The following is a 13553-nucleotide window of genomic DNA, read 5'->3' as shown; positions in this document are numbered from 1 at the left end:
ATGTCCGACGGGTCTGAGACAATCGGGCGATGTCTGAAACGCTCGTCTCGCCGCCCACGGCGGCTCCCAAAGTCGGTTTTGTCAGCCTGGGTTGTCCCAAGGCGCTGACCGATTCCGAACTCATCCTCACGCAGCTCAGCGCCGAGGGATACCAAACTTCCAAGACGTTTGCCGGCGCCGATCTGGTGATCGTCAACACCTGTGGCTTCATCGACGATGCGGTGCGCGAGAGCCTGGACACCATTGGCGAGGCCCTGGCCGAGAACGGGAAGGTCATCGTCACGGGTTGCCTGGGCGCCCGCGAAGGCGAGAGTGGTGGCAACCTGGTGCGCCAGATGCACCCCAGTGTGCTGGCGGTGACCGGCCCCCATGCCACGCACGAAGTGATGAGTGCCGTGCACGAGCATCTGCCCAAACCGCACGATCCGTTCGTGGATCTCGTGCCTCCTCAGGGCATCAAGCTCACGCCCCGCCACTACGCCTATTTGAAGATCAGCGAAGGCTGCAACCACCGCTGCACCTTCTGCATCATTCCCTCCATGCGCGGCGACCTCGTGAGCCGACCGATTGGTGATGTGCTGACCGAGGCTCGCAAGCTGTTCGAGGCCGGTGTGAAAGAGCTGCTGGTGGTCAGTCAGGACACCTCGGCCTATGGCGTGGATGTGAAGTACCGCACTGGCTTCTGGGATGGCAAACCGGTGAAAACGCGCATGTTCGACCTGGTGCGCTCGCTGGGCGAACTGGCCCAAGGCTATGGCGCGTGGGTGCGTTTGCACTACGTCTATCCGTACCCCCATGTGGACGACATCATCCCGCTCATGTCCGAAGGCCTGTGCCTGCCGTATCTCGATGTGCCGCTCCAACACAGCCATCCGGATGTGCTGCGCCGCATGAAACGCCCCGCCAGTGGCGAGAAGAACCTGGAGCGCATCGCGCGATGGCGCGAGCTGTGTCCGGAGATCGTGGTGCGTAGCACTTTCATTGCCGGCTTTCCGGGTGAGACGGAAGCCGAATTCGATCACCTGCTGGATTTTCTGCGCGAAGCGCGCATTGATCGCGCGGGATGTTTTGCCTACTCACCCGTGCCGGGTGCCACGGCGAATGCGCTGCCTGATCCGGTGCCCGACGCTGTGCGTGAAGAGCGCCGCGCTCGCTTCATGGCGGTGGCCGAAGCGGTGTCTGCAGAGAAGCTGCAGCAACGTGTGGGCGCCACCATGCAGGTGCTGGTGGACTCGGCACCAGGACTGGGCAAGAAGGGTGGTGTGGGACGCAGTTATGCGGACGCGCCGGAGATTGACGGCGTGGTGCGCCTGTTGCCGCCGGAGAAGATCAGCAAGACCTTGAAGGTCGGTGAATTCACCAAGGCACGTGTCGTGGCAGCGCAAGGCCACGACCTATTGGCTGTGCCGTTTTGACGGCAGGTCACAAAAGGAAAAGGCCAGCAAACTTGCATTTGCTGGCCCTTATGATTGGTGCCCAAGAGAGGACTCGAACCTCCACGCCTCTCGGCGCTAGTACCTGAAACTAGTGCGTCTACCAATTCCGCCACCTGGGCATCTCAGGAAAACCGAAATTATAGCAGAGAAAAAGTGAACGAAAAAAGCAGCCTGTTGGCCGAATATGAAGGCGTCGTCTCTGGTCATCGCGACGGTCATGGCTTTGTGATCCGCGACGATGGTCAGGCCGATATTTATCTCCCGTCCAACGAAATGCGGGCGGTCTTGCACAAGGATCGGGTCAAGGCACGCATCGTGCGGCTGGACCGAAAGGGCCGTCCCGAAGGTCGCGTGACCGAGATCGTCGAACGCTCCGATTCACCCATCATCGGCCGTCTGCTCCAGGAGAGTGGCGTCTGGTTGGTGGCGCCCGAAGACAAGCGCTATGGTCAGGATGTGTTGATTCCCAAAGGCGCCACCGGTTCGGCCAAGCCGGGTCAGGTGGTGGTGGTTGAACTCACCGAGCCGCCTGCGCTGTATGGGCAGCCGGTCGGGCGCGTGAAGGAAGTGCTGGGGGAGATCGACGACCCCGGCATGGAGATCGAGATTGCGGTGCGCAAGTACGGCGTGCCGCATGAGTTTTCTGACGCTGCTCTGGCGCAGGCCCGAGCTCTGCCAGACCACGTGCGTGCGGCCGATCACAAGCACCGCGTGGACCTGCGCGATGTGCCGCTGGTGACCATTGATGGTGAAGACGCGCGCGACTTCGACGATGCGGTGTATTGCGAGCCGGCCAAGGTGGGCAAGGGCAAAGGCTGGCGCCTGCTGGTGGCGATTGCCGACGTGAGCCATTACGTGGAGACTGGTTCGCCAATCGACGTGGATGCCTACGACCGCGCGACTTCGGTGTACTTCCCGCGCCGCGTGATCCCGATGTTGCCGGAAAAGCTCTCCAACGGCCTGTGCTCGCTGAACCCTGGTGTGGAGCGGCTGTGCATGGTGTGTGACATGCTGGTCAACGCCAAGGGCGAGGTGCATGCCTACCAGTTCTATCCGGCGGTGATGTTCAGCCATGCGCGCTTCACCTACACCGAGGTCGCGGCCATCCTGCAAAACACCCGGGGCCCTGAAGCCGCGCAGCGCAAGGCCCTGGTGCCTTACCTGCTCAACCTGCACGACGTCTACCGCGCCTTGCTGGCGGCGCGTGGCGAGCGTGGCGCGGTGGACTTCGAGACCACCGAAACCCAGATCGTGTGCGACGAGTCCGGCCGCATCGAGAAGATCGTTCCGCGCACGCGCAACGACGCGCACAAGGTGATCGAAGAGGCCATGCTCGCCGCCAACGTGTGCTCGGCCGATTTCATCAGCGAAGGTAAGCACACCGGCCTGTACCGCGTGCACGAAGGCCCCACGCCGGAGAAGCAGGAAATCCTGCGCAACTATCTCAAGGCCATGGGTGTGTCCCAGACGATTGGCGACAATCCCAAACCGGCAGATTTCCAGCAGATCGCCAACGCCACCAAGGACCGCCCAGAAGCGCAGCAGATCCACACCATGTTGCTGCGCTCCATGCAGCAGGCCATCTATACGCCCATCAACAGCGGGCACTTCGGTCTGGCGTTCGAGGCCTACACCCACTTCACCAGTCCGATCCGCCGCTACCCCGATCTGCTGGTGCATCGCGTGATCAAGGCCATCCTGGCGCGCAAGCGCTACGAGTTGCCAGCCCTGCCCACGCCGGGCGAGGCGCACGCCAAGCTGAGCAAACGACTGGCCAGCCGTGCCAGGCCGCTTGCGGTGGGCGAAGTCGTGAAGAAGCCGTCGGTGGACACGCTGGCGTGGCAGGCCGCGGGCCTGCACTGCAGCGCCAACGAGCGCCGTGCCGACGAGGCCAGCCGTGATGTGGAAGCCTGGCTCAAGTGCAAGTACATGCGCGAGCACCTGGGTGAGGAGTTCAGTGGTGTGGTGAGTTCGGTCACCAGCTTCGGCCTGTTCGTCACGCTTGACGCCATGTACGTCGAAGGGCTTGTGCACATCACCGAGCTTGGTGGCGAGTATTTCCGCTTCGACGAGGCGCGCCAGGAGTTGCGTGGCGAGCGCACAGGCATCCGCTATGCACTGGGCACACGCGTGCAGGTTCAGGTCAGCCGCGTGGACCTCGATGGCCGGCGCATTGACTTCCGTCTGGTCAGCGGCGATGACGATCGTCTGCTGCGCGCGATGCGAGACAAGACGGGGCAGGCTGGCGCTTCGGATGGCGCATCGCCTTCGGGCCGAGCCGACAAGTCGCGTCGCGGCCGAGACGCCGGATCGCCCAGCCGACGGGGTGCGGCTCCCACGGCGCCAGTGCTCGAGGTGAAATCGGCGGTGCGCAAGGCGGCGGGCAAGAAAACCGATCGTGGCGGTGCGCGCAGTGCCGCCAGCAAATCGCGCAAGAGCCGTCGGTGACAGTTCCAGTCGAACGAGCATGCCCGATCGCGCAGTCGCCTCTTCCCGGCGCAAACGGCCTCCCGTGCCGACGGAGCGTCCACTGCGCATCGGCGTGTCGGCTCGCTTGTTGCACTCGGTGCCTCAGGAACTGGGCTTTCGCAACAAGATCCTGCAGTACATCGAACAGTCTCTGGCGCACTGGATCATGGAGCACGGCGCCGTGGCCTTCATGGTGCCGGCCGTAGCACACGACAGCAAGCACGCAGCGCGGCATCTCAAGGTCGACCACGTGGTTCAGGAGCTCGACGCGCTGGTGCTGCAGGGCGGAGCCGACGTGGCGCCCCAGACCTATGGCCAGACACCCATCGACCCGCGCTGGCAGGGTGACGTGGTTCGCGATCGGTACGAGCTGGCGCTGTTGCGCGCCTTTGTCGCGCAAAAGAAGCCGGTGTTGGGCGTTTGCCGAGGCGCTCAGTTGCTCAACGTGGCCTTTGGCGGCACGCTGTACCAGGACATTGCCGCCCAATGCCCAGCGGCGCATCCCCACGTGGAAACCGATCTGTACGACCAGCATGAGCACGACGTCACCTTTGTGCAAGGAACGGCACTCACCCGTCTGTACCCGCATGCTTCTCAGCTGCGCGTCACCAGCATCCACCATCAGGCCGTGGCTGACATTGGCAAAGGCATGGTGGTCGAGGCGGTCTCCACGCTGGATGGCATGGTGGAGGCCATACGCTGGACCGGCGATTCCTATGCACGCGGTGTGCAGTGGCATCCGGAGTTTCACCACGGTCGCGACGCACTGGCGGACAGCTCACCCATCATGCTGGATTTTCTGGAAGCCTCGCGCGCGGCCGCCCTGCAGCGACTGAACGCGGGGCGCGAACCCGATCCCAGGTTGCCGCTGGCGCCCTTGCGTCTGTCCGGCGACTGAGGTGCCTAAGCCGGGCCTACACTTCGCATTCTCTTCAGGTTGAACCACCCACACGCATGCGCATCGTTTTCTTTCTGCTCGAAACTCTGTTTTTCTTCCTGGTGGCGGCGGCCTTGTTGCGTGCCTGGATGAACCAGTTGCGCATCCACATGTCCGCGCAGCCTGGCCGTTTCGCTATCGCGCTGACTGACTGGCTCGTGGCGCCCGTGCGCCGTGTCCTTCCGCGCTCGCTGGCGCAAAGCCGCGTCGATTGGGGCAGCCTGATTGCGGCGCTTCTGCTCGCGCTGATCTACGGCGTTGTCTGGCTGTTGCTGGCGACCAGCGTGTCAGACCGCTTTTTTTCCGCGGAGGCCTCGGTGCTGACCGTGCTGCAAATGGCGCTGCGCCTGCTGGCTCGCACCCTGCTGCAGGGCCTGATGGTGCTGTTGCTGGGCTACGCCATCCTGTCCTGGGTGCAGCCTCACGCGCCGGTGATGGCGACGCTGGAGCGACTGTGTGGCCCCATCCTGCGGCCAGTGCGGCGCGTGGTTCCCTTGATTGGCGGCGTGGACCTTTCGGTGCTGGTCCTGATCATCCTGCTGCAAGTCGGGTTGATGTTGCTCGGCTGAGCCGGGGTCACGAAAGGGTCTGCACCCGAGCGGCCAGCGCGCCAGCGTTCAGGCTTGATTCGCAGGGCCAGTGATCGGCGAGCCAGCCATGCTGGAACACCGCTTCGGCAACCCGTTGAAGAACGCTCGGTCCGTTGGCTTTCAGCGGGCTTGCCAGCGCGGCGCCCACCATACCGGCCAGCACGTCACCGGTGCCCGCCGTGGCCAGGGATGCATTGCCTGTGGGATTGATCCACGGTACTTCGCTCGCCGCAGCCAGCACAGTGCCCGAACCTTTGAGCACACACACCACTCCAAAACTTTCGGCCAGCGACTGCGCAGATTTCAGCCGGTCGGCCATCACGGTGGCCGTGTCGCAGCCCAGCAGGCGGGCGGCCTCCAGGGGGTGAGGGGTCAACACGGTGGTCCAGCCGCGTCCCAGGCGGTGCCGCAACAAGGTCTGCAATCCCGAATCGGTGGCGATGGCATTGAGCGCGTCGGCGTCGAGCACCAGTCGCGCCGTGCCCGAGAGGACGCGTGGCAAGACCGAGGCGATGCTTTTTCCGCCGCCGCAACCGCAGACCACACATGCCTGTTGCAGGGTGGCCGTGTCAAGCAGACTTTCGGGGCGTCGGAACATCAGCTCGGGGTTGACCGGGTCCCAGGTGGGCTCGACCGCGTCCGGCCTCTGCAGCAACCCGACGAAGACCCTGCCAGCGCCGGCATGCAAGGCGGCGCGGGCGGCGAGCAATGCCGCGCCGGTCATCCCGGCACCACCCACAGAAATACCTTGTCCGCCCACCACCACGACGTCGCCAAAGCTGCCTTTGTGGCTGACGTGCGCCTGATCGGCCTTCGCGCCTGCCGGAGGTGCACGCCCTGCGAGCCACGCGGTCGCGGGCTCATCCGCCGAGGGGCTCTCACCCAGACCGTCCAGCCATACCTGGCCGGCGGCATCGCGGCCGTGGGCCGTGAACAGGCCGGGCTTGAGTGTGAGGAGAGACAGGGTGTGCCTCGGCCCCGGCCGTGGGGTCGGGTGCGGGTGCACGCCCGCAGCGGGAGCGAGCGCGCCGGTGTCGGCGTGCAATCCGCTGGGCAAGTCCACGCACAGCACGGTTTGCGATGAACCGCGAAGCAAGGCAAGCCATTCACCCAGGCGCCCCTGCACGGGCCGCGCCGCACCGAGACCGAAAAGGGCGTCAATGGCCAGGTCAAACGCCAGTGGCGGCCGATCGGCGAACACCACGCCGGCCTGGCGCGCAGCGGCCAGAGCGTTTCGGGCGTCTGCGGGCAATCCGCTCTCGTCCGCAGGTTCGCCGATCCAGTGAGTCACCACCACAGTCTGCGAGCCGCCCCGCGCCTGGGCCCACTGGTGCAGATGGATGGCGGCCAGCAGACCGTCGCCACCGTTGTTGCCGGGTCCGCATGCCACCCAGATCATCCTGGCATGCGGATGCAGAGCTCGCGCCAGTCGGGCCACCGAGAGTCCGGCACGCGACATGAGGGTGTGCGCGGGCAGACGCGCCAGCGCCTCGCGCTCTATGCGCCGCGTGGCATCGGCGCCGTAGAGCGGCTCGCGCCGGCTTGCGTCCACCGGCCGTGCGACGGTGGGTGCCTGTGAGGACGTAGGGGTGGTCACGAATTGCGCAAGGTGAAGCAGCCGGCATTTCATCACGTTTGCCGGGTGACGGGATCGCCAGCGCCTCAGAGCCCGAAACGTTGCGGCGAGAAGCCCGTCAGATCGACATCGGGTTCGCGACCTTGCAGGCGATCGGCCAGGGCGCGGGCACTGCCGCAGGCTGCGGACCACCCGCTGGCAGCGTGTCCCAGGTTGAGCCACAGACCTGGCAGGCGGGTGGGGCCAATCAGGGCCAGCCCGTCCGGGAGGCAGGCCTGCGCACCTTGCCATTCCTGGATGCTGCCGCGTGGACCGCCCAGCCGGACAGCGCCCGGAAACCAGTCGGCCAAGACCTTGTAGAGCTGGGTCAGTGCCGGTTTGGATGCCTCGCCCGGAATGGCGCCGAATTCATGGCCACCGGCCACGCGCACCCGCTGTCCCAGGCGTGCGATCGAGACGCCGCTGCGGGCGTCGAGCACGGCCGACAGCGGCGCGTCCAGCGGTTCCCGTACGGCCGCACTGAGGGAGTGCCCATGCACCACGTTCATCGGCACTCTCAGGCCCAGGGGCTTGAGAAGTTCTGCGCCGAGTGCGCCCGCGCAAACGATCGCCGCATCGAATCGCTCCGTCCGCACGACTGCGTCGTTGCTCGGTGCAGTGGATCGAACCGAAACCTCCACTTGTCCGTCGGACCGAGGGTCAAGCGCGCTCACCAGGGTGTCAAATTCAAAGCGGCAGCCCTGCGATTGGGCGGCGTTGCGGATCAGCAAAGCGAACTCGCGACAGTTGGCGACGCCTTCTCCGGCGAGTTCGACGGCGCCTTGCAGCGGCGTCTCCTCACTCAAGGCGGGTTCGAGCGCGCGCGCCTGCTCGGCACCGAGCAGCTTGAAGGCGACGCCGCTCTCACGCATCAGGGCCAGCGCCGGCTGCGCCATTTCCGCGTCGTGTGCATCGCGCCACAACACCAGCATGCCCTGGCTGCGATCGTGTTCGAGCACATGCTCGGCGGTGATGGTCATCTGCCGTTGCTGGCTGTAGCGCAGCAACTGGTGGAGCTGACGATGGGCTGGTGCCAGCCGCCCTCCCTTGCCTGCCTGGCGCCACCGCCAAAGCCAGGGCCATTCGCCCACCGCTGGCAACCCCGTGAGTCGCAGACCGTCGCCACGTCGCGCAGACCAGGGCATGCGCAATTGCCGTTGTGAACCGGTCCAGTCGGCCGTCCAGCCCGGGGCGACAAGCGCGCCAGTGGCGAAGCTGGCCTCCTCGGCGATGGTGCTCCGGCGTTCGAACACGGTCACTTCGTGGCCATCGCGTGTGAGTTCGTAGGCGGTGGTGGCACCGGCCACACCCGCACCGATCACCGCGAGCCTCAAGGCCGGCCTCGCGCAGCGGCCGGGAAAAAGGTGGCAAACGTGACGGGGACGGGGACGGGGAGGGGGTCGGGCGCGGGCTCTGCGCTGGGTGTTGAATCAGAGTCGGGCGGAACGTGGGGCATGGTGCAGCGCGCAAGTGACCGTGAGGCCGGGGAGGCTGCTATAATCGACAGGCTTTGCCAATGGCAGCCGTGAACATGGTGTTCACAGGCGTCCGGGACAAAGCGAAATCGCAAACCAGCCCAACCGGGTGTTGTCCGCCGCATGTGAGCCGTCTAGGGCTCTCTGTTGCTGGCGATCGGGGCTGGATTTTAGACTCAACCTCTGGAAAGTTATCTCATGTCCATCTCCATGCGCGAAATGCTGGAAGCCGGTGTCCATTTCGGTCACCAGACCCGCTTCTGGAACCCCAAGATGGCGCCGTACATCTTCGGCCATCGCAACAAGATCCACATCGTCAACCTCGAGAAGACACTGCCCCTGTTCGAAGAGGCGGCCAAGTTCGTGCGCCAGCTCTCCGCCAATCGCGGCACCATTCTGATGGTGGGCACCAAGCGCCAGTCGCGCGACATCGTGGCGCAGGAAGCCCGCCGCGCTGGCGTGCCTTTCGTCGACCAGCGCTGGCTCGGCGGCATGCTGACCAACTTCAAGACCGTCAAGACCTCGATCAAACGCCTCAAGGACATGCAGGCCCAGAAGGAAGCCGGCCTGGAAAGCATGACCAAGAAGGAGCAGCTGATGTTTGCCCGCGAGATGGAAAAGCTCGAAAAGGACATCGGCGGCATCCAGGACATGACCGCGTTGCCCGATGCGATCTTCATCATCGACGTGGGCTTTCACAAGATCGCCGTGCTCGAAGCCCAGAAGCTGGGCATTCCTCTGGTGGGGGTGGTTGACACCAACCATTCGCCAGTGGGCATCGACTACGTGATCCCTGGCAACGACGACTCGGCCCGTGCCGTGGCGCTGTATGCCCGTGGCATCGCCGACGCGATCCTTGAAGGCCGCAGCAACGCCGTCAACGACGTCGTCAAGGCTGTCGCAGCCGAAGGCTCGGACGAGTTCGTGGAAGTCAAGGAAGACGCTTCTGCCTGAGCGTGTCTTCCCCATGAAAGAGGGGCTCGTGTAGCCCCTTTTTCACAAGGCAACAGAATCATTGACCCGCCTGCGCCGCCTCGGGATGGCGCCGGCAAAGGAGAAACAAGAATGGCAATTACCGCAAGTATGGTCGCCGAACTGCGCGCCAAGACCGATGCGCCCATGATGGAGTGCAAGAAGGCACTGACCGAGGCCGATGGCGACATGGCCAAGGCCGAAGAGTTGCTGCGCGTCAAGCTGGGCACCAAGGCCGGCAAGGCTGCCAGCCGCGTCACCGCCGAAGGCGTGGTGGCCAGCTTCATTGAAGGCAATACGGGTGCTCTGATCGAGGTCAATTGCGAGACCGACTTCGTCACCAAGAACGACAGTTTCCTGGCGCTTGCCAACGCTGCTGCCAAACTGGTCGCTCAGAACAACCCGGCCAACGTCGAAGCCCTGGGCGCGCTGCCCTACAGCCAGGACGGCTTTGGCCCGACGCTGGAAGATGTGCGCAAGGGCCTGATCGGCAAGATTGGTGAGAACATGAGCTTTCGCCGTTTCAAGCGGTACAGCGCTGGCGGCAATGTGACCGGCTACCTGCACGGCACGCGCATCGGCGTGCTCGTGGAGTTCGAGGGTCAGGAAACCCCCGCCAAGGACACCGCCATGCACATCGCTGCCATGAAGCCCGTGGCCCTGACCAGCGCCGATGTGCCTGCCGACCTGATCGAAAAGGAGCGCTCGGTGGCAACGGCCAAGGCGGCCGAATCCGGCAAGCCGGCCGATATCGCCGCCAAGATGATCGAAGGCTCGGTGCAGAAGTACCTCAAGGAAGTCTCGCTGTTCAATCAGCCCTTCGTGAAAAACGACAAGCAGACCGTGGAGCAGATGCTCAAAGCAGCCGGCACCACTGTCAAGGCGTTCACGCTGTACGTCGTGGGTGAAGGCATCGAAAAGAAGGTGGACGACTTTGCTGCAGAGGTGGCGGCTCAGGTGGCCGCCGCCAAGGGCGCCTAACCCTGGGATCGCTGAACGCTACAACGGGCCGCAAGGCCCGTTGTGCCGTATGGGTCTTTTTTACATCCTGAGGCCGCGGGAGAGGCCGGGGTCCTCGCTACACTTGCCGGTTAAGTCTTTGTCTTTTGAATTCTGAAAGTTGCGTCATGCCAGCCTACAAACGGATCCTGCTGAAGCTGTCGGGAGAGGCCCTGATGGGTGACGACGCTTTTGGTATCAACCGGGCCACGATCGTGCGCATGGTTGAGGAAATTGCCGAGGTCACGCGCCTGGGCGTCCAGGTGGCCATCGTCATTGGTGGTGGCAACATCTTTCGCGGAGTTGCGGGTGGATCGGTGGGCATGGATCGCGCAACCGCCGACTACATGGGCATGCTGGCCACGGTGATGAACTCGCTGGCCTTGGCTGACACCATGGACAAGGCGGGGCTGGTGGCGCGAGTGATGTCGGCCATTGCCATCGAGCAGGTGGTTGAGCCCTACGTGCGCCCCAAGGCATTGCAGTACCTCGAAGAGGGCAAGGTGGTGGTCTTTGCGGCCGGTACCGGCAACCCCTTTTTCACCACCGACACCGCAGCGGCGCTGCGTGGCGCCGAGATTGGTGCCGAAATTGTCCTCAAGGCCACCAAGGTGGATGGTGTCTACACCGCAGATCCCAACAAGGATCCGAGCGCAACGCGATACACCACGATTTCGTTCGATGAAGCCATGAGCAAGAACCTGCAGGTGATGGATGCAACGGCCTTCGCGCTGTGCCGAGACCAGAAGCTGCCCGTCAAGGTGTTCTCGATCTTCAAGCCAGGGGCGCTGCGCAAAGTGGTGCTCGGTGGCGACGAGGGCACGCTGGTTCACGTCTGATGGCGTCTTCTCCCATTTCATTTCGACGCATCGAGGAGTTTTCATGAGCACCGACGACATCCGCAAAACCGCTGAGCACAAGATGCTTCAATCGGTGGAAGCGCTCAAGAACGGTCTGACGAAAGTGCGCACCGGCCGCCCCAATCCGGCGTTGCTCGACACGGTTCATGTCGAGTACTACGGCACCATGTTGCCGCTGTCACAGGTGGCCAACCTGACGCTGTTGGATGCGCGCACCATTGGTGTGGCGCCCTGGGAAAAGGGCATGGGTGCAAAGATCGAGAAAGCCATCCGCGAATCGGATCTCGGGCTCAACCCCTCCAGCCAGGGCGACCTGATTCGTGTGCCGATGCCGCCAATGACCGAAGAGCGTCGCAAGGAGCTCACCAAGGTCGTGAGGGGCGATGGCGAGGCGGCCAAGATTGCGATTCGCAACCTGCGCCGCGACGCCAACGAGGCGGTTAAGAAGCTGGTGAAGGACAAGTTGGCCTCCGAGGACGACGACCGCCGTTCACAGGAAGACATCCAGAAGCTCACCGATCGCATGATTGCCGAGGTGGACCGCCTCGTGGCTTCCAAGGAACAGGACATCATGGCGGTCTGAGGCTTTGCCTCGCCACCGACCCCTTGCGCCCGATGTCCAACTCCGCCGCTCCCCCAAGTCCTTCGCCCTCGGTGCAGCCTGGGCACGTCGCCATCGTCATGGATGGGAACGGTCGATGGGCGCAGAAGCGGTGGCTGCCGCGTGTGGCAGGCCACAAGCAGGGCGTCGAGGCGTTGCGTCGGGTGGTCAAGGCCTGCATCGAGCGCGGCGTTCCGGTGCTGTCGGTGTTTGCGTTTTCGTCCGAGAACTGGAACCGCCCGGTGGAAGAGGTCTCCGGCCTCATGGACTTGCTGGTGATGGCGCTTTCGCGGGAGGTGCCGAGCCTGCGCGACAACGGTGTGCAACTGCATTTTCCTGGAGATCGGTCTGGCCTTTCAGTGCGCGTGGTGCAGGGCCTGGAAGCCGCCGAGCGCGACACGGCACACAACCGCACGCTGGTGCTCAACGTATGCTTCAACTATGGTGGCCGCTGGGATGTGACGCAGGCGGCGCGCCGTCTTGTCCAGCAAGGTCGAGACATCACTGAAGCGAATCTGTCTTCTGCCATGGCGCTTGCGCATGTGGCCGATCCAGATCTTCTGATCCGTACCGGCGGCGAATTGCGCATCAGCAATTTCCTGCTGTGGCAGTCGGCTTACACCGAGCTGGTGTTCACCGAGTGCCTTTGGCCTGATTTCGACGCCGCTGAACTGGACCGTGCGCTGGCGGAGTTCGCCAACCGAGAGCGCCGATTTGGACAGACAGCCGAACAGCGCGTCGAAGAGAACCCCTTGATGGTGGCCGCGGGCCAGCAACATGCTTAAGCAGCGAATCATCACGGCCGTGCTGTTGCTGGCCGTTTTGCTTCCAGCGTTGTTCTATCCTGCGATCGAGCCATTTGCAGCGCTGACCTTGTTGCTCATCGGGGCGGCTAGTTGGGAGTGGGCGCGTCTGAACGGTTGCAGTTCGAAGCAATCTCTCGCGGTGGGCATGGGCATGGGCGCGTTGATGGCATTGGTCTGGCTGGCCGGCGGTCTTGCCATGGCCTTGCGCCCGCTCTGGCTGGCGGTGGGCGCTCTGTGGGTGTTGCTGGCGGTGGCCATGCTCGGTCGCGGAGTGTCGGGCTGGAAAGCATGGCCCTCGAGTCTTCGGCTGTGGGGCGGCCTGGCCCTGATTGCCTGCGCCTGGCTGGCTCTGGTGCAGGCCCGCGCCGTCGGTCTGGGCTTTCTGCTCTCGGTGCTTCTGCTGGTCTGGATGGCCGATATTGCCGCCTACTTTGGTGGCAAGGCATTTGGGCGGCGCAAGCTGGCCCCTGCCATCAGCCCCGGCAAGAGTTGGGAAGGGGCCGTCAGCGGACTGTTGGGCGTGCTGGTGCTGGCGGCAGCCTGGATCTGGGCCGACGCGCAGGGCGACAGCCTGTACGCACGGCTTTGGTCGCTGAGCCCTGTGGTCACGCTGCTTGCCCTGGTTTTCCTGTGTGCCATGAGTGTGGTGGGCGATCTGGTGGAATCTCTGGTCAAGCGCGGTGCTGGCGTGAAAGACTCCAGCGCCTTGCTGCCTGGGCATGGCGGCGTGCTCGATCGCGTCGATGCATTGCTCCCCGTGTTGCCGCTGGCCATGATGCTCATCACAATCTGA

At 64.1% G+C, this 13553-nt stretch carries 12 protein-coding genes and 1 tRNA gene; 10 read left to right on the top strand and 3 right to left on the bottom strand.

Annotated features, from left to right (window positions below; genetic code table 11):
* Positions 1 to 29: 29 nt before the first annotated feature.
* Positions 30 to 1415 (top strand): 30S ribosomal protein S12 methylthiotransferase RimO, encoded by a 1386-nt coding sequence (gene rimO / locus AB7F11_RS03290; RefSeq protein WP_428290794.1) that lies wholly within the window; start codon positions 30 to 32, stop codon positions 1413 to 1415.
* A 55-nt stretch (positions 1416 to 1470) separates the two neighbouring features.
* On the opposite strand, the gene AB7F11_RS03285 is transcribed toward rimO, so the two are convergent.
* Positions 1471 to 1555 (bottom strand) — tRNA-Leu (locus tag AB7F11_RS03285).
* A 34-nt stretch (positions 1556 to 1589) separates the two neighbouring features.
* Here AB7F11_RS03285 and rnr point away from each other — a divergent pair.
* The 3 genes from rnr to AB7F11_RS03270 are packed head-to-tail and all read left to right on the top strand — an operon-like array spanning position 1590 to position 5411.
* Positions 1590 to 3884, top strand: a complete 2295-nt coding sequence (rnr, locus tag AB7F11_RS03280) for a ribonuclease R (protein ID WP_428290793.1) — start codon at positions 1590 to 1592, stop codon at positions 3882 to 3884.
* 19 nt (positions 3885 to 3903) lie between these two features.
* Complete coding sequence (locus AB7F11_RS03275; protein WP_428290792.1) at positions 3904 to 4803, top strand: gamma-glutamyl-gamma-aminobutyrate hydrolase family protein; 900 nt, start codon at positions 3904 to 3906, stop codon at positions 4801 to 4803.
* Positions 4804 to 4859: 56 nt separating this feature from the next.
* A complete protein-coding gene (locus tag AB7F11_RS03270; RefSeq protein ID WP_428290791.1) occupies positions 4860 to 5411 on the top strand; it encodes a YggT family protein in 552 nt (183 codons plus the stop codon).
* Positions 5412 to 5418: 7 nt separating this feature from the next.
* On the opposite strand, the gene AB7F11_RS03265 is transcribed toward AB7F11_RS03270, so the two are convergent.
* Positions 5419 to 7029 carry an NAD(P)H-hydrate dehydratase gene (locus AB7F11_RS03265; protein WP_428290790.1) on the bottom strand — a complete coding sequence of 537 codons (1611 nt, stop codon included), beginning with the start codon at positions 7027 to 7029 and terminating at the stop codon, positions 5419 to 5421.
* A 65-nt stretch (positions 7030 to 7094) separates the two neighbouring features.
* Positions 7095 to 8381 carry an FAD-dependent oxidoreductase gene (locus tag AB7F11_RS03260; protein ID WP_428290789.1) on the bottom strand — a complete coding sequence of 429 codons (1287 nt, stop codon included), beginning with the start codon at positions 8379 to 8381 and terminating at the stop codon, positions 7095 to 7097.
* 339 nt (positions 8382 to 8720) lie between these two features.
* Here AB7F11_RS03260 and rpsB point away from each other — a divergent pair, with 339 nt between their 5' ends.
* From rpsB to AB7F11_RS03230, 6 genes are all read left to right on the top strand, one after another.
* The gene (gene rpsB / locus AB7F11_RS03255; protein ID WP_428290788.1) at positions 8721 to 9476 is read left to right on the top strand and encodes a 30S ribosomal protein S2; all 756 of its coding nucleotides are present in this window, start codon (positions 8721 to 8723) and stop codon (positions 9474 to 9476) included.
* A 111-nt stretch (positions 9477 to 9587) separates the two neighbouring features.
* Entirely contained in the window at positions 9588 to 10475 is an 888-nt protein-coding gene (gene tsf / locus AB7F11_RS03250) for a translation elongation factor Ts (RefSeq protein WP_428290787.1), read from the top strand.
* Positions 10476 to 10621: 146 nt separating this feature from the next.
* Positions 10622 to 11332, top strand: a complete 711-nt coding sequence (pyrH, locus tag AB7F11_RS03245; RefSeq protein WP_291121862.1) for a UMP kinase — start codon at positions 10622 to 10624, stop codon at positions 11330 to 11332.
* A 43-nt stretch (positions 11333 to 11375) separates the two neighbouring features.
* Entirely contained in the window at positions 11376 to 11936 is a 561-nt protein-coding gene (gene frr, locus AB7F11_RS03240) for a ribosome recycling factor (RefSeq protein ID WP_428290786.1), read from the top strand.
* 32 nt (positions 11937 to 11968) lie between these two features.
* Positions 11969 to 12739: a polyprenyl diphosphate synthase gene (gene uppS / locus AB7F11_RS03235; RefSeq protein ID WP_428290785.1), complete on the top strand. Its 771-nt coding sequence runs from the start codon at positions 11969 to 11971 to the stop codon at positions 12737 to 12739.
* Positions 12732 to 13553, top strand: a complete 822-nt coding sequence (locus AB7F11_RS03230) for a phosphatidate cytidylyltransferase (protein WP_428290784.1) — start codon at positions 12732 to 12734, stop codon at positions 13551 to 13553. Before uppS ends, AB7F11_RS03230 begins: the two co-directional genes overlap by 8 nt.

The sequence above is a fragment of the Hydrogenophaga sp. genome (assembly GCF_050250835.1).
Lineage (GTDB): Bacteria > Pseudomonadota > Gammaproteobacteria > Burkholderiales > Burkholderiaceae_C > Hydrogenophaga.
Note: the sequence above shows the minus strand (reverse complement) of the source record. Positions and strands in the feature narration are given on the sequence as shown.

What these genes read in the sequence shown, in the direction of transcription:
- AB7F11_RS03230 (WP_428290784.1), top strand. Translation starts at nt 12,732, where the DNA reads ATGCTTAAGCAGCGAATCATCACGGCCGTGCTGTTGCTGGCCGTTTTG.
- uppS (WP_428290785.1), top strand. Translation starts at nt 11,969, where the DNA reads ATGTCCAACTCCGCCGCTCCCCCAAGTCCTTCGCCCTCGGTGCAGCCT.
- rpsB (WP_428290788.1), top strand. Translation starts at nt 8,721, where the DNA reads ATGTCCATCTCCATGCGCGAAATGCTGGAAGCCGGTGTCCATTTCGGT.
- AB7F11_RS03270 (WP_428290791.1), top strand. Translation starts at nt 4,860, where the DNA reads ATGCGCATCGTTTTCTTTCTGCTCGAAACTCTGTTTTTCTTCCTGGTG.
- pyrH (WP_291121862.1), top strand. Translation starts at nt 10,622, where the DNA reads ATGCCAGCCTACAAACGGATCCTGCTGAAGCTGTCGGGAGAGGCCCTG.
- AB7F11_RS03275 (WP_428290792.1), top strand. Translation starts at nt 3,904, where the DNA reads ATGCCCGATCGCGCAGTCGCCTCTTCCCGGCGCAAACGGCCTCCCGTG.
- frr (WP_428290786.1), top strand. Translation starts at nt 11,376, where the DNA reads ATGAGCACCGACGACATCCGCAAAACCGCTGAGCACAAGATGCTTCAA.
- rimO (WP_428290794.1), top strand. Translation starts at nt 30, where the DNA reads ATGTCTGAAACGCTCGTCTCGCCGCCCACGGCGGCTCCCAAAGTCGGT.
- tsf (WP_428290787.1), top strand. Translation starts at nt 9,588, where the DNA reads ATGGCAATTACCGCAAGTATGGTCGCCGAACTGCGCGCCAAGACCGAT.